Genomic DNA, 20,860 nt, shown 5'->3' with positions numbered 1-20,860 from the left:
CAGCGCGTGAGCGCATGCCGGCCGCTGGAGTTTCAACTTCGATGCAGCAGCGTTACGACGCCAAGGCCTGTGCGTGCACGCCGGCAATCGCACGGCCGGACGGGTCGGCCATCGCGGCGAAGCTGGCATCCCAGGCGATCGCGGTCGGCGACGAACACGCGATCGACTTGCCGCCCGGCACCGTCTCCGCAGCCGCCTGGCTGGGAAAGAACTGCTCGAACAGCGTGCGATAGAAATAGGCTTCCTTGGTCTGCGGCGGATTGACCGGAAAGCGTCTGGAGGCGGCAGCCAGCTCGCGGTCGCTGACATGCGCGGCGGCGTGCGCCTTGAGTCCATCGATCCAGCCATAGCCCACGCCATCGCTGAACTGCTCCTTCTGCCGCCACAGGATCGACTCGGGCAGATAGCCGGCAAACGCTTCGCGCAACACGCCCTTTTCCATCCGCGTGGCGCCGCTGCTGGTCTTGTCGATCATCTTGAAACTGGCGTCCATGCGCATGGCCACATCCAGGAACTCGCGATCCAGGAACGGCACGCGCGGCTCCACGCCCCAGGCCATCATCGACTTGTTGGCGCGCAGGCAATCGTAATTGTTGAGCGCATCCAGCTTGCGTACCAGTTCCTCGTGGAATTCGCGTGCGCTGGGTGCCTTGTGGAAATACAGGTAGCCACCGAAGATTTCGTCGCTGCCTTCGCCCGACAGCACCATCTTCACGCCCATCGCCTTGATGCGTCGCGCCAGCAGGAACATCGGCGTGGACGCGCGAATGGTGGTGACGTCGTAAGTCTCGATATGGCGGATGACCTCCGGCAGCGCATCCAGGCCCTCCTCGAAGCTGTACTCGAAGCCGTGATGCACGGTGCCCAGTGCGGCGGCGGCGACTTCGGCCGCGGCCAGGTCCGGCGAGCCTTTCAAGCCGATCGCGAACGAATGCAGGCGCGGCCACCAGGCTTCGGTGGTGTCGTTCTCCTCGATGCGATGGCGTGCGTAGCGTGCCGCCACCGCGGCGACCAGCGACGAATCCAGCCCGCCGGACAGCAGCACGCCGTACGGCACATCGGTCATCAACTGGCGGTGCACCGCGCGCTCGAAGGCCTCGCGCAATTCCTGCAACTGCACCTGCACGCCTTCCACCTCGGCGTATTCGCGCCAGGAGCGCTCGTAGTAGCGACTCAGTGCACCGGTGGCGCTGTCGTACCAATGGCCGGGCGGGAACTGCGCCGCATCGGCGCAATCGTCCACCAGCGATTTCAGTTCGGAAGCCACCCGCAAGCGGCCTTCGCGGTCGTGGCCCCAATACAGCGGCACCACGCCGATCGGGTCGCGCGCGATGAGCACCCGCCCAGCCGCCTTGTCCCATAGCGCGAATGCAAAGATGCCGTTGAGGCGGTTGAGGTAGGAGGCCGGCGCATCCTCCCGGTACAGCGCATTGATCACCTCGCAATCGGAGCCGGTCTGGAAGGCGTATGGCTGCACCAGCTCCTGCTTGAGCTCGCGATGGTTGTAGATCTCGCCATTCACCGCGAGCGCAAGCGCGCCATCTTCGGACAACAAGGGCTGCGAGCCGCCGGCCGGGTCGACGATGGCCAAGCGCTCGTGCACCAGGATCGCACCGGTGTCGACATACACGCCGCTCCAGTCCGGGCCACGGTGACGTTGCCGCTGCGAACATTCCAGCGCCTGCCGGCGCAATGCCTGCAGATCGTCACCGGGTTGCAGGCCGAAAATACCGAAGATGGAACACATGGAAACACTCCTGGATGAAACTGCGGGGGTTGGCGGCCGGTGGCAAGCGTGCTGCACGAGAATGACACCCATAAAAAAACCCGCATCGGCCGATGCGGGTTTTCTGATTCCTGGGCGTTTGGTTTTACTTCGCCTAGTCGCAGACCCGCATCGGCCGCGCACGATTGTTCGCGCGCAGATTGTTGCGGTTGGCGTTATTGACGAGGTTGGGCAGGAGCGATGACATGACTCGACCGTATCCCGCTTTCGACGGCGGCGCAACTGTTGCGATAGCAACCAAGCCAGGCATCGCAGACCACGCCGCGTTCGCACCGGCGTATTGCGAGGATAATGACCGCCCCAACAATCGGCAGTAATGGAATGACCCCACGCATCGGACGCATGCCGCCCCTGGCCCTGTTGCTTGCAGTGTTGCTGCAGGCGTGCAGCAGCGCCCCTCCGCGCACCGATCCAGTCTATCTGCAGCAGTTGGAACAACACGCGGCCGATGGCAGTTTCGATAGCGCGTGGAATGCGGCCGAACGCCTGGAGGCACGCAACGACCCGCGCGCCATCCACTGGTACGAACGTGCCGCTGCGATCGCCCCGTGGACGTTCCGCAACACCCGCGCCGAACTGGCGCTGGGACGGATCTGGGCAAGCGGGACGCTCTTCCATCCCGACAGCCCGTACATCGACCAACGCGTCGCATTACGTGCGTCGCCGCGCAAGGGCGAGCACTGGTACCTGGCAGCGGCCATGCATGGAAACCCGTATGCCATCGCCGAGCTCGCCAAGTTTCACCGCGACCGTGGGGAGGCGGCTGCGGCGTTGCGCTGGGATCTGCGCGCGACGATCTATGAGCGCTCCGCATCAGGATCGTCGGGGCTTCCCGCCGCCATCGCGCCAAGTGAAAGTGCATTGCACCCGCTGGTACGCGACATCCAGCGCCGCGCCCGTAACGGCGATGCCGAGGCGCAGGTCGATCTTGGCGCACTCCATGAAAAAGGAATGGGTGGCGTGGACAGAGATGGTACGGAGGCGCTGCGCTGGTACCGGCGCGCGGCGGACCAGGGCAATGTGTATGGTCAGTATTTCTCTGGTCTGCTGCTCGGACGCGGCAGCAGCGGCGTGACGCGCGACGTGGAGACGGCGGCAACCTGGTTTGCCAAGGCGTCCGCACAGACGTTCTATATCGCGGACGAATCGCATTGGCGCGAGGCGATCAAACCGCCGTTCTGGACGTTCGACTAGCCCCCCGAGCCTTGTGCGTCCATGCCGCCTGGCAGCGCAATGCAATGCAATGCAATGCAAGCGCGATGCTGCTGCAATCCAAAAGGTCTTAGTGCAGCTTGGCGATGCCCGCGTCGCGCAGCAGCATCGGCATGCCGCCGCAAGTGAACGCATGCAGTGCGCTGACTGCGTAGTGTGCAAACCAGCGCGTGGCATTGGGCATGTCCTGGCAACTCAGACCAGCAGGCGTTCGATCAGCGTGCAGTACAGCGCCGGCAAGGCTTGCAGATCGGCCACGCGCACATGCTCGTCGACCTGATGGATGCTGGCGTTGACCGGGCCGACCTCGATGCATTGCGCGCCCAGCGGCGCGATGAAGCGGGCATCGGAGGTGCCGCCGCCGGTGCTTTCTTCCGGCGGTGCGCCGGCGAACTGGCCCAGCACCTCGCGTGCGACGCTGCGCAGGCGGCCTTCCGGGGTGTAGAACGGCTCGCCGCTGCGATGCCAGCGCAGCGCATAGTCCAGCCCGTGGCGATCCAGCAATGCGGTGATTTCCGCTTCCAGCCGCGGCGCATCCCACAGCGGGGTGTAGCGCAGATTGAAGGCCACCTGCAGCTCGCCCGGAATCACGTTATTGGCGCCGGTGCCGGCATGGATGTTCGACACCTGCAGGCTGGTCGGCGGAAAACTTTCGAAGCCCTCGTCCCACTGCCGCGCCACCAGCTCGGCCAAGGCCGGCGCGGCCAGATGGATCGGATTGCGCGCTTTATGCGGATACGCCACGTGCCCCTGCACGCCTTTCACCGTCAGCGTGCCGGACAGACTGCCGCGGCGGCCCACGCGCAGCAGGTCGCCCAGCCGTTCGGTGGACGACGGCTCGCCAGTGATGCACCAGTCGATCGCCTGCCCGCGCGCACGGAAAAGCTCGGCCACGCGCCGCACGCCGTCGATGGCATCGCCTTCTTCATCGGAGGTCAGCAACACCGCCAGCGTGCCGGCATGCTGCGGATGGGCGGCGACGAACTGTTCGGCAGCGATCGCGAAGGCGGCCACGCTGCCCTTCATGTCGGCCGTGCCGCGTCCGTACAGCACACCATCGCGGATCTGCGGATCAAACGGATCGCTGGTCCAGGCCTCGCGCGGCCCCGGCGGCACCACATCGGTGTGGCCAAGCAGCACCAGCACCGGCGCACCGCTGCCATGCGTGGCCCACAGATTGTCGACCTGGCCCAGGCGCAGATGCTCGCAAGCGAATCCGGCAGCCTCCAGGCGTTGCGCAAGCAGCACCTGACAGCCGGCGTCGTCCGGTGTGACCGAGGCGCGCGCGATCAGCTCGCAGGTCAGTTGCAGTACGTCGCTGGTCATGTTCGTCCTTCCGGTAAAAATGCACCTGGGCTGCCGGATCGGCAGGTCGCCCGCCGTCCATGCGCCCGCCCCGCACAGGCCTGTACGGACCGATGACGCGATGGCGCCATCAGGCGATGTTGAAGCGTGCCTTGAACCCGTTGTCAGAGAAGCCCTGGCTGAGCGCGCCATCGTCGCTCACCACCAACGGGCGGCGGATCAATTGCGGGTATTCGCGCAGCAGCAGCTTCCATTCGGCGTCCGAACCCGGTGTCTTCTTGTTGTCGGGCAACTGGCGCCAGGTGGTCGAGGACTTGTTGATCAAGGCCTCGAATCCGCCGGCCTTGCTGGCCCAATCCACCAATGTCTCCGGCGCGGGCGTGTGCTCGCGGTAATCGACGAAGCTGTAGGCCACGCCGAAGCGGTCCAGCCACTTGGTCGCCTTCTTGCAGGTGTCGCAGTTCTTCAATCCGTAGAGCGTGGTCATGTCGTCGCCTTTTCGACTCCGCGGCGCGCGCTTGCACGCGCCAACAGGGTGGTTACCAGTTGATTGTGTTCCTGCCCATGGGCGGGCAGGAACACCACATCGGCACGTGTGCCGTGGAATTTCAGCGCCATCCGCCGTGGCGGGATCAGCCATGCGGCATCGACCGAGCGCAGCTCGGCCAGGTCCACACGCTGCGATCGTCCTTGCTGCACGATCTCCAGCGCATCGCCCGCATCGCGGACCTGTGCCCAGCGGCTGGATGCCCATGCCAGACGCAGGGTCATCAGCACCACCAGCGCAGGCGCCAGCCACCGCAGGACCTCCAGCTGCTGCGGCACGCCATCGCGCGCCAGCGAGCCGGCCACGTAGAGCGCCACCCATCCCAACCACAGGGCCGGGATGCCCCAACGCACCCAGCCACTGAGCGGCCGCGACAGCATGGTGCCGCGTGCAGGCTGCGCAGTGCTCAATCGGCCAGGCCGCGCAGCAATTCGTTGACGCTGGTCTTGCTGCGCGTCTTGGCATCCACCTGCTTGACGATCACCGCGCAATACAGCGAGTGCGAGCCATCTTTCGACGGCAGCTGGCCGGACACCACCACGCTGTAAGGCGGCACGTAGCCGTAGGAAATCTCGCCGGTGGCGCGGTTGTAGATGCGTGTGCTCTGGCCGATGAACACGCCCATGCCGATCACGCTGTGGTGCCCGATGACCACGCCTTCGACCACTTCCGACCGCGCACCGATGAAGCAATGATCCTCGATGATGGTCGGGCTGGCCTGCAGCGGTTCGAGCACGCCGCCGATGCCGGCGCCGCCGGACAGATGGCAGTGCGCGCCGATCTGCGCACACGACCCCACCGTGGCCCAGGTATCGACCATGGTGCCTTCGCCTACATACGCGCCGATATTGGTGAAGCTCGGCATCAGCACCACGTCCTTGCCGAAGTAGCTGCCGCGCCGCGCCACCGCACCCGGCACCACGCGCACGCCGGCCTTGCGGAACTCGGCTTCGCCGAAGCCGGCAAAACGCGACTCCACCTTGTCCCAGAACGGTGCCGGCTGCGCGTCGATCACGGCCATCTCGTTGACGCGGAAATACAGCAGTACGGCCTTCTTCAACCACTCGTTGACGCTCCAGCCGCCCTGACCGTCCGGCTCGGCGACGCGGAACTCACCAGTCTCCAGGCCGTCGATGACGCGGGTGACGATGGCACGGGTGGAGCCGTCGATCTCGTCGACGGTCAGGCTGGCGCGGCGCTCGAAGGCGCTTTCGATGCCGAACTTGAGCTCGTCACTGCCCACCGGCGTTGCAGCGCCGCGCACGGTCTTTTCGGCGATCGGCAGTTTCTTCGCGGCTGCAGCCTTCTTGGCGGCCGGTGCGGACACCACGCTGGCCGGCTGCCTGGCCACGCGCGGGGCCGCACTGGTCGCCGGCTTGGTCGCGCTTTTCCTGGTCACCTGCTTGGTAACGCTTTTGCTGGCGGCCACCGGCTTAGCAGCAGCCGCGGGAGCCTTGCGCCTGTCGACGGCCGGTGCCTGAGGCGCCTTGCCGCTCTTGCTCGGCGCGCGCTTGGGCGCTGCGCCGGTGGGGGTCGCGCCCTGCTTGCGCGCGGTCTTCTTGCTGGTGGCCATGGGGGTCTCCGAACGGACTACTCAGGTGGGATCGAGGCAGGCGCACAGCGCATCGCGCAGCGCCTGCCGGGCGGATTCGGGCAACGGGCGGTCGTGCTCGTCGGTGATCTGGAACTGGTCTTCGGCGCGCTCACCGAAGGTGGCGATGCGCGCATCATGCACACGCAGGTGTTGCAGGCGCAGCACATTGGCCACATCGGCCAGCAAGCCTGGGCGATCGGGCGCAACCAGACTGATGCGGGTGCGGCGGCCACCGGCGCTTTCGCTGAATTCCACGCGCGGCGCAAAGCGGAAGTGGCGCAGCTGGCGCGGCACCGCACGCCGCGAGGGACGCACCTTGTGCAGGTCGCCGGCCAGCACTTGGCGCAAGGCCGCGGCCAGGCGCTGCGGGTCGCCATCGGCGGAACTGTCCTGCGGCAGCACCTCGAACACGTCGAAGATCGCATCGTGCGGCGCATCCAGCACGCGGGCGCGATGGATGCCATACCCCTTGCGATCCAGCGTGGCGACGATCGCGGAGAACAAACCGTCGCGATCGGGCGAATACACGAACACTTCCAGCGCGTCGTTGTCCGGTACCGCGCGCCGCGCCTTGACCAGGGTCTGGCCGATCTGCACCTCGATCAGCGACACCGCCTGCCAGGCCAGTTGCTCGGGACGGAAGCGCAGGAAGTTTTCATCCGGCATGCCGGCGAACTGGCGGTCGATGGTGGCATCGTCGTGGCCTTGCGCCTGCATCAGCGCGCGGGCGGACTCGCGCGCTTCGCGCAGGCGCTCTTCGCGCGGCGGCGGATGCTCCAGGCCCTCGCGCAGTGCGCGCCGCGCGGCGAAATACAGGTCGGCCAGCAGCCGGTCCTTCCACGCGTTCCACAGCTTGGGGCTGGTGCCGGCGATATCGGCGCAGGTCAGCAGGTACAGGTAATCCAGGCGCTCGCGCGTGCCGACCAGGGTGGCGAAACGGTGGATCACCTCCGGGTCGGAGATGTCCTGCTTCTGCGCGGTGACCGACATGCGCAGATGCTGTTCGACCAGCCAGGCCACCAACGCGGTATCGCCTTCGCTGAGCCGGTGCGCCTGGCAGAACGCGCGCGCATCCACCGCGCCCAGCTCGGAATGATCGCCGCCGCGGCCCTTGGCGATGTCATGAAACAGGCCGGCCAGCAGCAGCAATTCCGGCTTGCGCAGGCGCGGCCAGACTTCATGGGTGATCGAAAAACGCTCGTCGGCGCGACCGGCGGCAAACAGCGAGATGTTCCGCAGCACCATCAAGGTGTGCTGGTCCACCGTGTAGACATGGAACAGGTCGAACTGCATGCGCCCGGACACGCTGGCGAATGCCGGAATCCACTGGCCCAGCACGCCCAAACGCGCCATGCGGTTGAGCGACTCCACCGCCCGAGGGCCGCGCAGCAGCGCCATGAAGCGGTCGCGCGCGGTCGCGTCGGCGACGTCGTAGGCGGGCAAATCGCGCAGCACCTCGGCCAGCGCGCGCGCGGTCAGCGAATGCAGCCCGCGTACCTCGCGATGCGCCGCCCACTGCGCAAACAGCGCAAAGACCTGCAGCACGTCGCCGGCCGGCCAGTCCTCTGCATCCGCAGCCAGATAGCCGCGGCGCAGACTGAAGCCCTCCCCGAGCGGCTCCGGCACCGCCTCGCCGTCGAACTGTTCTTCGAAACGCTGCAGCAGGCGGTCGCTGATGCGGCGGATCAATGCAGCGCTGCGGTAGAAGCGCTGCATCATCTTTTCCACGCCCAGGCTTTCCGGGTCGTCGGCAAAGCCCAGCCGCTCGGCAAGCGTCTTCTGGTAATCGAACCCCAACCGCTCTTCCGCCCGGTTGGCCACCAGGTGCAGGCCGAAGCGCAAGCGCGCCAGCTCCTCGCGCTCGCGTCGCAGCGCTACGGCCTCGTCGAAACCGACATGGCCCAGCCCGACCAGGGCCTCCAGATCCTTGACCCCGAACGCGCGCAGCGCCATCCAGCCCAGCGTCTGCAGGTCGCGCAGGCCGCCGGGGCCGTCCTTGATGTCCGGCTCCAGATTGTCGGCGGTATCGCCGAAGCGCTGATGCCGCGCCAGCAGCTCTTCGCGCTTGGCCTGAAAGAATTCGCGCGCCGGCCACACCAGTTGCGGCGAGATCGCTGCCGCCAGCGCGGCGCGCGCCTGGCTGCCGGCCACCAGCGGGCGCGACTCGATCAAGGCGGTCAGCACCGTCTGATCGGCCGCCGCGGCGGTGCACTGCGCCGGCGAGCGCACCGCGTGGCTGATCGGCAGGCCCACATCCCACAGCAAGGCGAACAGCCGCGCCAGGGCCTGCTCGAGCTGTTGCTGCACGCCGGTCTCGCCCAGTACCAGCACATCCACATCCGAGCGCGGGAACAGTTCGCCGCGCCCGTAACCGCCGACGGCATGCAACGACAGCCCGGCATCGGCCGGGATGCAGCGCGTCCACGCATTGCGCATCAATTGATCGACCGCGCGGGCGCGCAAGGCCACCAGGCGTTCGATCGGCTCGCCCTGGTCGAAGCGCTTGCACAGCCGCATGTCGGCATGCACCAGCAGCGGGCGCGCTTGCGCGGCCCACTCGGCATCGCCGGCGACACCCGGGTCGGGTCGGTCCGCCGGCGTGGCCGTCATACCGGAGCGGGAGCGTTCGGCGACAGCGTCAGCACATCCACGCCGTCTTCGGTCACCGCGACCATGTGTTCCCACTGCGCGGACAACTTGCGGTCCTTGGTCACCACGGTCCAGCCGTCCGGCAGGGTCTTATGGTGGTAGGTGCCTTCGTTGATCATCGGTTCGATGGTGAAGGTCATGCCGGGCTTGAGCACCAGGCCTTCGCCGGGACGGCCGTAATGCATCACCTGCGGCTCGTCGTGGTAGACCTTGCCGATGCCGTGGCCGCAGTAGTCGCGCACCACGCTGAAGCGCTCGGCTTCGGCAAACTTCTGGATCGCGTGGCCGACATCGCCCAGCGTTGCGCCCGGCTTGACCGCACGGATGCCGCGCCACATCGCCTCGTAGGTGGTTTCCACCAGCCGCTTGGCCATCACCGACGGCGTGCCGACGTAATACATGCGGCTGGTGTCGCCATGCCAGCCGTCCTTGATGACGGTGACATCGATATTGACGATGTCGCCGTCCTTCAGGACCTTGGCCGCGCTCGGGATGCCGTGACAGATCACGTTGTTGACCGAAGTGCACACGCTCTTGGGAAAGCCGCGGTAGCCGACGTTGGCAGGAATGGTGCCCTGCACGTTGACGATGTGGTCGTGGCAGATGCGGTCCAGCTCGGCCGTGGTCACGCCCGCCTGCACATACGGCGCCACGACATCGAGCACCTCGGCGGCCAGGCGGCCGGCGACGCGCATCAGTTCGATTTCTTCTTTGGTTTTCAGATTGACGCTCATGGCAGCGATTATCGCCGATTCGGGCTGAATCTGAACGACCCGCGCGGTTGTTTTTCATGCCGCAGCCGATCAAGCGCCCAGACGGACCGGGCAGCAAGAATCTGGCGGCACCGCGCATTCATGTGTGACGCACTACCGCGCGCGTCAAAAACTCAATGAACGGGGTCATCCGAGAGACATCGCAATTTCGGGAAAACTCTGAGGATAAACAGCGAGATAGCCAAATCATTCAGGGTAATCTTTGGCACAGCTGATGCATTGGAGGCAGGGCGACGAGTCGTCGCGTCACCAATGACCAGACCGGTCAAGGAAATGTCCATGCGTACTGTCCGCCCTGTCCTGCTGTCCCTCGGCCTGCTCTCGACCATTGGCGTTGCCACCGCAGCAGATACCACCACATTCAACGTCAAGATCGCCGTCACCAAGGCCTGCACCATCACCGCTGCCTCGGCGACGGACGTCGACTTCGGCTCGGTGTTGTCCACCTCCACCGCCAATGCCGACGCCAACGGCAGCGTGACCGCGCAATGCACCGCACTGACGCCGTACAACATTGCGTTGAGCGCGGGCAGCAATGCCGGCACCGCCAACGACGTCACCACCCGCCGCATGAAGAACACCGATGCGCTGGTCACCACCAACAACTTCATCGCCTACCAGCTGTACCAGGATCTGGGCCGCAGCACGGTATGGGGCAGCACCACCGGCACCAATACGCTGAGCCGCACCGCCACCGGCATCAACCAGGTCTATCCGGTCTACGGCCGCGTGACCAACCCGTCGGCCAACAATCCCGCGACCGGTACCTACCAAGACACCATCACCGCCACGATCGTCTACTGAGCGCGCGCATGCCACTGCACCACCGCCTGTCGTACCGGATGCCGGCCTGGCTGGTCACGGCCGGATTGAGCCTGATGCTGGCGCTTGGCAGCGGCGTGCCGTTGCAGCCGGCCCATGCGGCCAGCCTGCAGCTGGCGCCGACCTCGCTGACGCTGAGCGCACAGCAGTCCGCCGACGGGCTCTGGCTGAGCAACAGCGGCAGCGCGCCGGTGCAGGTGCAGACCCGCGCCTATCGCTGGACCCAGCGTGACGGCAAGGATCAACTCGACCCCACCCAGGAACTGCTGGTCAGCCCGCCGATGCGCACGCTGGCCGCCGGCGAGCGCCAGCTGATTCGGGTGATTCGCGCCGGGCCCGCGCCGACCGGCGAGGAAGCCTGCTACCGCATCATCGTCGACGAATTGCCCAACGCCGATGCGGATCGCAAGGGCATGCAGTTCGTGTTGCGCTACTCGGTGCCGATCTTCCTGCTGCCGCCGGGCAAGACCGAATCCACCCCGACCCTGAGCACGCAGGTGATTGCCGGCAGCGACGGCAATGCGCAGATCCAGATCAGCAACACCGGCAATGGGCACGCCCAGGTCGCCGACCTGCAGCATCGGGTCGATGGCACGACCAGGACGGCATTGAACGGGCTGGTGGGTTATGTCCTGCCCGGCCAGACCATGCGCTGGTCGCTGGGGGCACCGCTGGCCCAGTTCGGCCGCGGCACCATCATCGCAAGGATCAATGGTGAGGCGGACGAACGCACCTTGTTGGCCGCGCCAGCAGCGCCGTGATGCGGGCCGGCTGGCGATGACGCTGCTTGCGGCCGCCACCTGCCTGGCACACGCCGCCTCCGGCGATCTGGCCGACATGGCGCCACTGTCCGATCAGGCGCCGCAGAACGTGGCGGCCCTGCCGCAGACGCTGTACCTGGATGTCAGCCTCAACCAGGCCGAGCGCGGCCTGGCACCGTTCGAACTGGTGGACGGCCACCTGCGCGGCTCCGTCGACACGCTGCGCAAGCTGGGCTTCCTCCTGGCCGACCGCCCCGCCAGCGAGCTGGTCGATCTGGATCGCCTGCCCGATGTGGAGGTGCGCTACGACGCTGCGCTGCAACGGCTTGCGTTGCAGGTGCCGCTGGCGCAGCTGTCGCTCTCCACCACGGTACTCAAGGCCGAACAGGTCTCACCGCCCAGCGCCACTGCCTCGCCGGGCATGCTGCTCAATTACGACTTCTATGCCACGCGCAATGCCGGGGCCAGCAGCGTGTCGCTGGCCACCGAAGTGCGCGGCTTCGGCATCGGCCGCGGCATGGTCGACACCACCGCGGTGTTCCTGGCCTACGACCGCCCGCAGGACCAGCGCTGGCGCAGCGAAGCGGTGCGTCTGGACAGCGCCTGGCAGATGGATTTCCCCGACAGCGCCACCAGCCTGACGGTCGGCGATTTCTACAGCGGCTTTGTCGACTGGAGCCGCTCGATCCGCCTGGGCGGGATACAGATCGGCCGCAATTACGCCCTGCAGCCGTACCGCGTGCTCACCCCCACACCAAGCTTCCTGGGCGAGGCGGTGGTGCCGTCGACGGTGGAGCTCTACGTCGATGGGCTGCGCCAGTACAGCGGCCAGGTGCCGGCCGGCCCGTTCCAGCTGGCCGCGCAACCCGGCATCAGCGGCACCGGGCAGGCGCAGATCGTGGTGACCGATGCGTTCGGCCAGGTGCGCCGGCTGGACTTCGCCTTCTATGGCACGCCGCAACTGCTGGCGCGCGGCATTTCCGAATGGTCGGCCGGCATCGGCCATCTGCGCCAGGACTACGGCGTGCGCTCGTTTTCCTACGAGTCGCGCACGGTCGCCAGCGCCACGTTGCGCAAGGGCCTACGCGATGACTTCACCATCGAAGCGCATACCGAGGCCGGCGGCGGCGTGGTCAACGCCGGTGCCGGCGGCGTGTGGCTGCTCGGCGCAGGCGGCGTGGTCAACGCGGCCTACGCGCATAGCCGGATGGATGCGCTGCGCGGCGGGCAGTACGTGCTGGGGTATGCCTGGAACAACCGTCGTTTCAACTTCACTGCCGGCACCCAGCGCACCCACGGCGACTATCGCGACCTGGGCGCACTGCAGGGCGCGTTGCCGGCGCGCATCAGCGACCGCGCGGTGTTCGGCGTCAACGTCAATCCGATCGGCTCGCTGGGCACCAGCTATGTGCGGCTGAGCTACCCGCAAGGCGACACCTCGCGGTATGCGAGCCTGTTCTGGTCGCGCAGTTTCGGGCGCAACTGGGCGGCCAATCTGTCCGGCAACCAGAACCTGGATGTGCGCAGCGACCGCAGCCTGTACCTGTCGCTGTCGACCACGTTCGGCGAGCTGCGCCAGGCCAGCGCCTCGATGCAACGCAACGGCAACCGCACCGGGTTCGTGGCCGATCTGAGCCAGCCGCTGCCCGGCGACGGCGACCTGGGCGGGATCGGTTGGCGCCTGCAAGGGCGTGCCGGCGACGATGCCAACGGCGGCCTGGCCGAGCTGGGGTGGTTGAACCGCATCGGCCGCTACAACCTCGGCGTCGCCAACCAGGATGGCGCCAACTTCGGCTATGCCAGCGCCAGCGGCAGCCTGGTGTGGATGAATGGCCGCGGCTTTGCCGCGCGCGATATCCAGGATGCCTTTGCGGTGGTCTCCACCGACGGCCAGCCCGGCATTCCGGTGCGGCTGGAGAATCGCCTGATCGGCGTCACCGATGCGCGCGGGATGCTGCTGGTCACCCCGCTGCAGTCTTGGCAGCGCAACCAGTTGTCCATCGACACCCTGAACCTGCCGGCGGACCTGCGCGTGGACCGCGTCGATACCGCGGTGACACCGCGCCAGCAGTCCGGGGTGGCGGTGCGCTTCGGCATCACCCGGGTGCGCGCGGCCATGATCGTGCTGCACGACGCCCAGGGCGTGCCGTTGCCGGTCGGCAGCGTGGTGCAACGCGAGGGCAACGCCGAACGCGTGGTGGTCGGCTACGACGGCGAAACCTATCTGGACAATCTGCAGATCGACAACCGCATCCTGGTGGAGCTGCCGGATGGCCGCTGCAGCGCGCGCTTCACCTACCCGATCAACCCCGGCGGCATCCCGCGGGTCGGCCCGCTGCCCTGCGTTCTCGAGCAGCAAACCCCATGAGCCTGCCCGCACTGTGGCGCCTGGTCGTTGCGCTGGCGATCGCAACGTTGTGGCTTGCCCCCTGCCAGGGCGCGCACGCGGACACCACCTGCAGCGTCACCCTCGGTACCCCGCTGGCGTTCGGCAACGTGGCGGCCAACGGCACCACCGATGCGGTGGCAACGCTCAACGTCTCCTGCGCGACCGCAGCGCTCAGCGTGCTCGGCTATGCCCAGGTGAGTCTGTGCCTGGACCTCGGGCCGGGCAGCGCCAGCAACGGGCTGTACGCGCCACGCCGCATGCTCAACCCCACCAGCGACAGCCTGGACTTCCAGATCTACAGCGAGGCCACGCGGACCCAGGTCTGGGGCGCCACCGGGTCGACGACACCCTCGCCGCGCCTGGTGACACTGTCCTACGGCGTTCCGGTGGTCACCGGCGGCTCGCAGACGGCCAGCATTACCCTGTACGGGCGCATTCCGGCCAACCAGACGCTGTCGGTCGGCAACCACAGCAGCAGCTTCGGCGGTGCCGACACCGTGCTGCGCTACTCCTACAACGAAAGCGTCATCGGTATGCCGCCGGCGCCGAGCAGTTGCACGGCCGGCGGCAGCGGTGCCAAGACCGCCAGCAACGCCTTTCCGTTCACGGCCTCGGCCAACGTGCCGGCACGCTGCAGTACCTACGTCACCACCGACCTGGATTTCGGCAGCATCGCCGGCACCATCGATACCGCCATCGACCGCACCTCCACCATCAGTCTGTCATGCACCAACCGCACTGCCTGGAATATCGGGCTGGGCGATGGCATCAATGCCGCCGGCAACGTCCGGCGCATGCGCCACGCCAGCAGTGCCAACTACATCGCCTATGAACTGTATCGGGACGCCGGCCGCGGCAACCGCTGGGGCACCAGCATCGGCGTCGATACGCTCAGCGGCACCGGCAACGGAGTCGCGCAGACGGTGACCGTCTATGGCCGCGCGCCGGCACCGCAACAGCCCATCGCGGGTGCCTACAACGACACGGTGACCGTCTCGATCACTTACTGACAGTTAATAAAGTTCGCATTGGGGGCGTCGCTATTTGTTACGTCTCCAATGCAAACGATTGCCTTCATGACGCTGGTCACTTTGTTGAAGCGCCTGACGCTGGTCGCCCTCGTCTGCAGCGCGAGCTCTACCGCGGCCAACGCGGCCACCGCTCCGGGCCCGGAAAACTTCACCCTGCACATCGGCCTGCGTCTGCTCAGCGGCTGCGAACTGCGCACTGCGCCGCCGCGCGCCAGCTGCTCCAGGGGCACGCCGATGGCGATCGCCCCGCCGGCCGGCAGCGCCGACACCCCAACCGCCGCCAGCACCGGGCAGGATGCCAGCGCACTCGCCGGGCCAACGCCTGCCGGCAACGCGCCCATCACCACGATCGCGTTCTGACCATGGCCGCGTCCCGCTCCTGTCGCGGCCTGCTGGCACTGACACTCGCCGGCCTTGCCATCGGTGGCAGCGCCGTTGCCGCCGAGATCGCCATCGCCCCGACCACCGCCCGCATTCCCGCCGACAGCGACCAGACCACCGTCTGGCTCTACAACCAGGCAGCCCTGCCATGGCGCGCCGAAGCCAAACTCTACCGCTGGCGCCAGGATGGCGACCGCGAACTGCTTGAACCGGCCACCGCCGCCACCGTCAGCCCGGCGCAATTCGAAATTCCTCCGCAAGGCCGGCAATTGCTGCGGGTGATCCGCCTGGGCCCCAGCCCGGTGCAGAGCGAAGACAGCTACCGCCTGGTAGTGACCCAGCATGCCTCCGGTAGCGACACCGCACTGCTGCGTTATTCCACGCCGGTGTTCGCCCTGCCAAGCCAGCCCGGCGACCTTCGCCCGCTGCTGCAGGCCAGCCTGTCCGGCCAGGGCAGCGGCCGCGCGCTGAAGGTCCATAACGCCGGGCTCGGCCATGCCAGGCTGGCCGACCTGGCCTACATCGATGCCGGCGGCACCCGCCGCAGCATCCGCGACGACCTTGCCGGCTATGTGCTTCCCGGCCAGACCCGCCAATGGTCGCTGCCCGCCAACGTGGCCGCCGGCAATGGCCGCTTCGTGGCGCGGATCAACAGCGATATCGAGACGACGCTGGCGTTGGAGCCGTGAGCTCTGGGGATTGGGAATTCGGGATTGGGGATTCGCAAGTGCTGGCGCTTTGACCATCCTGGACCGACAGCGAACAACTGCCGCGACACACGGCCCGCCAATCACGAATCCCGAATCCCTATTCCCCAATCCCGATTCGCCAATTGCGCCCGCCCGCTCAGCCGGCTATACTCCGCCGGCTGTTTTGCGTCTCTTGCGCATTGCGTCGTTCACGTCGGACGTCACCGACGAATTCACACCTGCCGCCGCCATCCGTGCCGGGGTGCCTCGCAAGGGGTTCGTCACGGAGGCGACAGGGAAGCCCAACCCCGGAATCGTTTGTGCGCATCCTTTCGCAAGGGCCCGCACATCCATGCGCGGACTCTTCAAAGTCCAGTCCGCGCACGTAGATTCCGCTATCAGGAGTTACTTCAATGCCCCAAGTCACCATGCGTCAGATGCTGGAAGCCGGCGTCCATTTCGGTCACCAGACCCGCTACTGGAACCCCAAGATGGCGCCGTACATCTTCGGCGCGCGCGGCAAGATCCACATCATCAACCTCGAGAAGACCGTTCCGCTCTTCAATGACGCGATGAACTTCCTCTCCTCGATCGCGCAGAAGCGCGGCACCGTGCTGTTCCTGGGCACCAAGCGCAGCGCGCGCGAGTCCATCAAGGAAGAAGCCGAGCGTTGCGGCATGCCGTTCATGACCCAGCGCTGGCTGGGCGGCACGCTGACCAACTTCCGTACCGTCAAGCAGTCGGTTGCCCGCCTGAAGGAACTGGAGTCGGCCGAGACCGACGGCACCTTCGACAAGCTGGTCAAGCACGAAGTGCTGGGCCTGCGTCGCGAGCGCGAGAAGCTGGACGCCTCGCTGGGCGGCATCAAGGAAATGAACCGCCTGCCCGACGCGATCTTCGTGATCGACATCGGCCATGAAGACATCGCCATCAAGGAAGCCAAGAAGCTCGGCATCCCGGTGATCGCAGTGGTCGACACCAACTACGACCCGGCCCTGGTCGACTACGCCATCCCGGGCAACGACGACGCCATCCGTGCCGTGCAGCTGTATGCACGCGCCGCTGCCGACGCCGTGCTGGAAGGCAAGGCTGCTGCGCCGAACTCCGCTTCGGTCCGCGAAGAAGAGTTCTCGGCCGAATCCGCCGACGAAGGCAAGGGCCGTCGCGCTCCGGCCAAGAAGGGCGACAAGAAGGCTGACGCACCGGCCGACGCTGCCGCTCCGGCTGCCGAGTAATCGGCCTGCAATGCGGCCGCACCATGCTGTGCGGCCGCAGCCCCGACGGGTCCAGCGCGGCCCGTCGCCGAGGCCACTGAACATTTCTACGGGGGGCGGCCGGCCTGGCTGCGCCGCCCCCTACTGGCGGAACCCTCCGCCGCACGCATTCGTCCATATGAGGTAATTCCATGGAAATCACTGCTTCCCTGGTCAAGGAACTGCGCGAGCGCACCGGCGCCGGCATGATGGAGTGCAAGAAGGCACTCGTCGAAAACGCAGGCGACATCGACGCCGCTGCCGAATGGCTGCGCAAGTCGGGTCTGGCCAAGGCCGACAAGAAGGCTGACCGCGTTGCCGCCGAAGGCCGCATCGCCACCGCACAGGCCGGCGGCAAGGCCGTGCTGGTCGAAGTCAACTCCGAAACCGACTTCGTCGCCAAGGACGAGAACTTCCTGGCCTTCACCGAGACCGTGGCCACCGCCGCGCTGAACTCGGATGCCGCCGATGCCGAAGCGCTCAAGAGCGTCAAGCTCGACAGCGGCGAGACCATCGAAGAGCGTCGCGCCGCAGTCATCGCCAAGGTCGGCGAGAACCTGCAGGTGCGTCGCCTGGTCCGCATCGACAGCGCCAACAACGTCGCGGCCTATGTGCACGGCGGCCGCATCGGCGTGCTGGTCGAGCTGAAGGGTGGCGACATCGAGCTGGCACGCGGCATCGCCATGCACATCGCCGCGATGAACCCGCCGCACGTCAAGGCCTCCGATGTCCCGGCCGAGTTCGTCGCCAAGGAAAAGGAAATCGAACTGGCCAAGATGTCCGAGAAGGACAAGGCCAAGCCGGCCGAGATCCTGGAAAAGATCATCAGCGGCAAGATCAGCAAGATCGTCAACGAAGTGACCCTGTACGGCCAGCCGTACGTGCTGAACACCGACCAGACTGTCGAGCAGGCCGTCAAGGCTGCCGGTGCCGAAGTGGTCGGCTTCCAGCGCCTGGCCGTTGGCGAGGGCATCGAGAAGGTGGTGGAAGACTACGCCGCCGAAGTGATGAAGCAGGCCGGCCTGGCCTGATCCTCGCCACTGCATAGAGAAAGCCGCGGCCTGCCGCGGCTTTTTTTTTGGGCCCGACACTGTCGCGCAGGCCCATGAAAGCGCGAAGCTGAAGCGAACGCATCCGCCGGGCCCGCGACCGGCCTCAACTCTACAGATGTCGTGGCGGTTGCCGCTAGAACTGGATGCCGACCAGGCTTTTCCGCCCCTATCGCGCACGCGTTGCCGCGCGGCGACGGCGGAGCATGGCGTGCCCCATTAACGAGCGCAGCGGTATGCTTGCGCCCACCGTCGGCGATGACCCATGCAACCAGATCTACAGGCCGCCCTGCACTACTGCCGCAACCTGCCATCGCCCCCGGGCGTTGCGCTACGCGTCATCGAGCTGGCGCAGGACCCCGACGTGGACATGACCACCACGGCCAACGTCATCGGCATGGACATGGCCCTGAGCGCGCGCATGCTGCGGGTTGCCAATTCGCCGCTGTACGCCAGCCGCCGCCGCATCGACAACCTCGGCCAGGCACTGACCATGCTCGGCCTCAACGCGACCCTGAGCCTGGCGCTGGGGTTTTCGATGGTGCATGGCGTGCGCAGCACCTTTACCGCGCATCCGCTGCATGAGCGCATCTGGCGCCGTGCCGGCCTATGCGCGCTGGCCAGCCGCATCCTCGGCCAGGCCTACGGCATCCGCAAACCCGAAGAACTCATGCTGGCCGGCCTGTTGCAGGACATCGGCAAGCTCGCCCTGCTGCAGGGCGCGCCCGAGCTGTATGCGCCGCTGCTGGAACAGGCGCCCGACAACGCCGCGCTGATCGAGGCCGAACGCGCGCATCTGGGCGCCACCCATGCCGAAGTCGGCGCCTGGCTCGCGCATCAATGGCAACTGCCGCCTTACCTGCAGAACGCCATCGCGCAGAGCGAGGAAGAGCCCGCCAGCCTGGAGCCGTTCATGGCCTGTGTCGCGCTGTCCGGACGCCTGGCGGACATCTGGCTGTCGGCCAGTGCCGTGGCCGCCACCGAACACGCGCAGCGCCAGGCGCAGGACGTGCTGGAACTGGATGCCGAACGCTTCGAAAAGGTGATCGAACGCATCGCCGAGTCGCTGCCGGAACTGGAAGCCCTGTTCGACATCCGCGTGCCGCAGCCCGAGCACATCCAGATGATCTTCGAGCAGGCCCGCGAGCTGGCGATGCTGCGCAGCCTGCGCGAGCTGCAGGACGTGGCCGAAGCGCGCCGGCATGCCGACGAATCGGAAAACCGCATGCGCCATCTGGCCGAACAGGCCAGCCGCGATGCATTAACCGGCGTGTTCAATCGCCACCAGCTCGGCACCGCGCTCGCGCACGAGTTCGAGCTGGCATCGCGCCAGAACTGGCCGCTGTCGATCGCCTTCATCGATCTGGACGACTTCAAGCGCGTCAACGATGCGCATGGCCATCTGGTCGGCGACGAGGTGCTGCGCAACTTCGCGCAGACGCTGCAGCGCATGGTGCGCACCAGCGACCTGGTCGCCCGCTATGGCGGCGAGGAATTCCTGGTGATCCTGCCCAACACCGCGGCCGAGGCGGCGTTGATGGTGGTCGAGCGCATCCTGGCCGAGACCGCACGCACGCCGATGGCGCAACTGCAGGGCGGCCCGCTGCACATCACCTTCTCGGCGGGATTGGCCACCCACGGCGGTGGCGACCGGCAGTTCGAGAGCATCGAGCATCTGCTGCAGGCCGCCGACAGCACGCTGTATCGCTCCAAACATCGCGGCCGCAACCGCGTCACCGCCTACGATGCGACCGACATGCCGACGCCGCAACCTCCGCGCGCGCACTGAGCAACGCATCACGGCATCGCCAACTACCGAATTTTTACCACGCCCGGTGACAGGCTTCCGCTAGACTTGCCGGCGTTTGCCGATTCCCCACACCGAGGTCTCCCCCATGTCTGAACTTGCCTATCGCCGCATTCTTCTCAAACTTTCCGGGGAGGCGCTGATGGGGGACGGGGATTACGGCATCGATCCCAAGGTCATCAACCGCCTCGCCCATGAAGTGATCGAAGCTCAGCAGGCCGGTGCGCAGGTCGCGCTGGTGATCGGCGGCGGCAACATCTTCCGCGGCGCCGGCCTGGCCGCCAGCGGCATGGACCGCGTCACCGGCGACCACATGGGCATGCTGGCCACCGTGATCAACGCGCTGGCGATGCAGGACGCGCTGGAAAAGCTCGGCGCCAAGGTGCGCGTGATGAGCGCGATCAAGATCAACGATGTCTGCGAGGACTTCATCCGCCGGCGCGCGATCCGCCATCTGGAAAAGGGTCGCATCGCGATCTTCGCCGCCGGTACCGGCAATCCGTTCTTCACCACCGACTCGGGCGCGGCGCTGCGCGCGATCGAGATCGGCGCCGACCTGCTGCTCAAGGCAACCAAGGTCGACGGCGTGTACGACAAGGACCCGAAGAAGCATTCTGACGCAGTGCGTTACGACAGCCTGACCTACGACCAAGTCATCCTGCAGGGCCTGGAAGTGATGGACACTGCCGCCTTCGCGCTGGCGCGCGACAGCGACCTGCCGCTGCGCATCTTCGGCATGAGCGAGCCCGGGGTGCTGCTGCGCATCCTGCATGGCGAGCAGATCGGCACGTTGGTGCAGGGTCGGAGTTGAG

General features: G+C 66.7%; 18 protein-coding genes. 11 read left to right on the top strand and 7 right to left on the bottom strand.

What is annotated here, in order from left to right:
• Positions 1-52: 52 nt before the first annotated feature.
• Positions 53-1,747 (bottom strand): asparagine synthase B, encoded by a 1,695-nt coding sequence (gene asnB, locus ABQ137_RS07555; protein WP_349781812.1) that lies wholly within the window; start codon positions 1,745-1,747, stop codon positions 53-55.
• Between the two features lie 360 nt (positions 1,748-2,107).
• Between asnB and ABQ137_RS07550 the strand changes: the two genes are divergently transcribed.
• Positions 2,108-2,980 carry a tetratricopeptide repeat protein gene (locus ABQ137_RS07550; protein ID WP_349781810.1) on the top strand — a complete coding sequence of 291 codons (873 nt, stop codon included), beginning with the start codon at positions 2,108-2,110 and terminating at the stop codon, positions 2,978-2,980.
• Between the two features lie 213 nt (positions 2,981-3,193).
• Here ABQ137_RS07550 and dapE read toward each other — a convergent pair whose 3' ends face one another.
• The 6 genes from dapE to map all read right to left on the bottom strand — a co-directional run bounded on the left by dapE (position 3,194) and on the right by map (position 9,827).
• On the bottom strand, positions 3,194-4,324 hold the full coding sequence (gene dapE, locus ABQ137_RS07545) for a succinyl-diaminopimelate desuccinylase (protein WP_349781808.1): 1,131 nt from the start codon (positions 4,322-4,324) through the stop codon (positions 3,194-3,196).
• Between the two features lie 109 nt (positions 4,325-4,433).
• On the bottom strand, positions 4,434-4,790 hold the full coding sequence (locus ABQ137_RS07540) for an arsenate reductase (protein WP_349781806.1): 357 nt from the start codon (positions 4,788-4,790) through the stop codon (positions 4,434-4,436).
• Positions 4,787-5,260 carry a hypothetical protein gene (locus ABQ137_RS07535; RefSeq protein ID WP_349781804.1) on the bottom strand — a complete coding sequence of 158 codons (474 nt, stop codon included), beginning with the start codon at positions 5,258-5,260 and terminating at the stop codon, positions 4,787-4,789. The genes ABQ137_RS07540 and ABQ137_RS07535 overlap by 4 nt, the downstream gene beginning before the upstream one ends.
• Complete coding sequence (gene dapD / locus ABQ137_RS07530) at positions 5,257-6,423, bottom strand: 2,3,4,5-tetrahydropyridine-2,6-dicarboxylate N-succinyltransferase (protein WP_349781802.1); 1,167 nt, start codon at positions 6,421-6,423, stop codon at positions 5,257-5,259. The genes ABQ137_RS07535 and dapD overlap by 4 nt, the downstream gene beginning before the upstream one ends.
• Before the next feature lie 21 nt (positions 6,424-6,444).
• Complete coding sequence (locus tag ABQ137_RS07525) at positions 6,445-9,054, bottom strand: [protein-PII] uridylyltransferase (RefSeq protein ID WP_349781800.1); 2,610 nt, start codon at positions 9,052-9,054, stop codon at positions 6,445-6,447.
• Entirely contained in the window at positions 9,051-9,827 is a 777-nt protein-coding gene (map, locus tag ABQ137_RS07520; RefSeq protein WP_039520326.1) for a type I methionyl aminopeptidase, read from the bottom strand. The genes ABQ137_RS07525 and map overlap by 4 nt, the downstream gene beginning before the upstream one ends.
• A 318-nt stretch (positions 9,828-10,145) precedes the next feature.
• Between map and ABQ137_RS07515 the strand changes: the two genes are divergently transcribed.
• From ABQ137_RS07515 to pyrH, 10 genes are all read left to right on the top strand, one after another.
• Complete coding sequence (locus ABQ137_RS07515; protein WP_039530071.1) at positions 10,146-10,670, top strand: Csu type fimbrial protein; 525 nt, start codon at positions 10,146-10,148, stop codon at positions 10,668-10,670.
• 8 nt (positions 10,671-10,678) lie between these two features.
• Positions 10,679-11,449 carry a fimbrial biogenesis chaperone gene (locus ABQ137_RS07510; RefSeq protein ID WP_046342172.1) on the top strand — a complete coding sequence of 257 codons (771 nt, stop codon included), beginning with the start codon at positions 10,679-10,681 and terminating at the stop codon, positions 11,447-11,449.
• Between the two features lie 16 nt (positions 11,450-11,465).
• Positions 11,466-13,817 (top strand): fimbria/pilus outer membrane usher protein, encoded by a 2,352-nt coding sequence (locus tag ABQ137_RS07505; protein ID WP_349781797.1) that lies wholly within the window; start codon positions 11,466-11,468, stop codon positions 13,815-13,817.
• Complete coding sequence (locus ABQ137_RS07500) at positions 13,814-14,848, top strand: Csu type fimbrial protein (protein ID WP_054591607.1); 1,035 nt, start codon at positions 13,814-13,816, stop codon at positions 14,846-14,848. Before ABQ137_RS07505 ends, ABQ137_RS07500 begins: the two co-directional genes overlap by 4 nt.
• Before the next feature lie 48 nt (positions 14,849-14,896).
• On the top strand, positions 14,897-15,229 hold the full coding sequence (locus ABQ137_RS07495) for a hypothetical protein (protein WP_046342169.1): 333 nt from the start codon (positions 14,897-14,899) through the stop codon (positions 15,227-15,229).
• 2 nt (positions 15,230-15,231) lie between these two features.
• Positions 15,232-15,939, top strand: a complete 708-nt coding sequence (locus ABQ137_RS07490; RefSeq protein WP_046342168.1) for a fimbrial biogenesis chaperone — start codon at positions 15,232-15,234, stop codon at positions 15,937-15,939.
• A 413-nt stretch (positions 15,940-16,352) separates the two neighbouring features.
• On the top strand, positions 16,353-17,174 hold the full coding sequence (gene rpsB, locus ABQ137_RS07485; RefSeq protein ID WP_026064294.1) for a 30S ribosomal protein S2: 822 nt from the start codon (positions 16,353-16,355) through the stop codon (positions 17,172-17,174).
• Positions 17,175-17,344: 170 nt separating this feature from the next.
• Positions 17,345-18,223 (top strand): translation elongation factor Ts, encoded by an 879-nt coding sequence (gene tsf, locus ABQ137_RS07480; protein ID WP_016902389.1) that lies wholly within the window; start codon positions 17,345-17,347, stop codon positions 18,221-18,223.
• 283 nt (positions 18,224-18,506) lie between these two features.
• Positions 18,507-20,030, top strand: a complete 1,524-nt coding sequence (locus ABQ137_RS07475; protein ID WP_024940373.1) for a sensor domain-containing diguanylate cyclase — start codon at positions 18,507-18,509, stop codon at positions 20,028-20,030.
• A gap of 106 nt (positions 20,031-20,136) precedes the next feature.
• A complete protein-coding gene (gene pyrH, locus ABQ137_RS07470) occupies positions 20,137-20,859 on the top strand; it encodes a UMP kinase (RefSeq protein ID WP_024940374.1) in 723 nt (240 codons plus the stop codon).
• Position 20,860 lies beyond the last annotated feature (1 nt).

It is taken from the genome of Xanthomonas sp. WHRI 8393, from assembly GCF_040203315.1.
Classification (GTDB): domain Bacteria; phylum Pseudomonadota; class Gammaproteobacteria; order Xanthomonadales; family Xanthomonadaceae; genus Xanthomonas; species Xanthomonas arboricola.
This window is presented reverse-complemented; position numbering and strand designations above follow the sequence as displayed.

Coding starts and splice junctions, on each gene's coding strand:
- asnB (WP_349781812.1), bottom strand. CDS start 1,747: ATGTGTTCCATCTTCGGTATTTTCGGCCTGCAACCCGGTGACGATCTG.
- ABQ137_RS07550 (WP_349781810.1), top strand. CDS start 2,108: ATGACCCCACGCATCGGACGCATGCCGCCCCTGGCCCTGTTGCTTGCA.
- dapE (WP_349781808.1), bottom strand. CDS start 4,324: ATGACCAGCGACGTACTGCAACTGACCTGCGAGCTGATCGCGCGCGCC.
- ABQ137_RS07540 (WP_349781806.1), bottom strand. CDS start 4,790: ATGACCACGCTCTACGGATTGAAGAACTGCGACACCTGCAAGAAGGCG.
- dapD (WP_349781802.1), bottom strand. CDS start 6,423: ATGGCCACCAGCAAGAAGACCGCGCGCAAGCAGGGCGCGACCCCCACC.
- ABQ137_RS07525 (WP_349781800.1), bottom strand. CDS start 9,054: ATGACGGCCACGCCGGCGGACCGACCCGACCCGGGTGTCGCCGGCGAT.
- map (WP_039520326.1), bottom strand. CDS start 9,827: ATGAGCGTCAATCTGAAAACCAAAGAAGAAATCGAACTGATGCGCGTC.
- ABQ137_RS07515 (WP_039530071.1), top strand. CDS start 10,146: ATGCGTACTGTCCGCCCTGTCCTGCTGTCCCTCGGCCTGCTCTCGACC.
- ABQ137_RS07510 (WP_046342172.1), top strand. CDS start 10,679: ATGCCACTGCACCACCGCCTGTCGTACCGGATGCCGGCCTGGCTGGTC.
- ABQ137_RS07505 (WP_349781797.1), top strand. CDS start 11,466: ATGACGCTGCTTGCGGCCGCCACCTGCCTGGCACACGCCGCCTCCGGC.
- ABQ137_RS07500 (WP_054591607.1), top strand. CDS start 13,814: ATGAGCCTGCCCGCACTGTGGCGCCTGGTCGTTGCGCTGGCGATCGCA.
- ABQ137_RS07495 (WP_046342169.1), top strand. CDS start 14,897: ATGCAAACGATTGCCTTCATGACGCTGGTCACTTTGTTGAAGCGCCTG.
- ABQ137_RS07490 (WP_046342168.1), top strand. CDS start 15,232: ATGGCCGCGTCCCGCTCCTGTCGCGGCCTGCTGGCACTGACACTCGCC.
- rpsB (WP_026064294.1), top strand. CDS start 16,353: ATGCCCCAAGTCACCATGCGTCAGATGCTGGAAGCCGGCGTCCATTTC.
- tsf (WP_016902389.1), top strand. CDS start 17,345: ATGGAAATCACTGCTTCCCTGGTCAAGGAACTGCGCGAGCGCACCGGC.
- ABQ137_RS07475 (WP_024940373.1), top strand. CDS start 18,507: ATGCAACCAGATCTACAGGCCGCCCTGCACTACTGCCGCAACCTGCCA.
- pyrH (WP_024940374.1), top strand. CDS start 20,137: ATGTCTGAACTTGCCTATCGCCGCATTCTTCTCAAACTTTCCGGGGAG.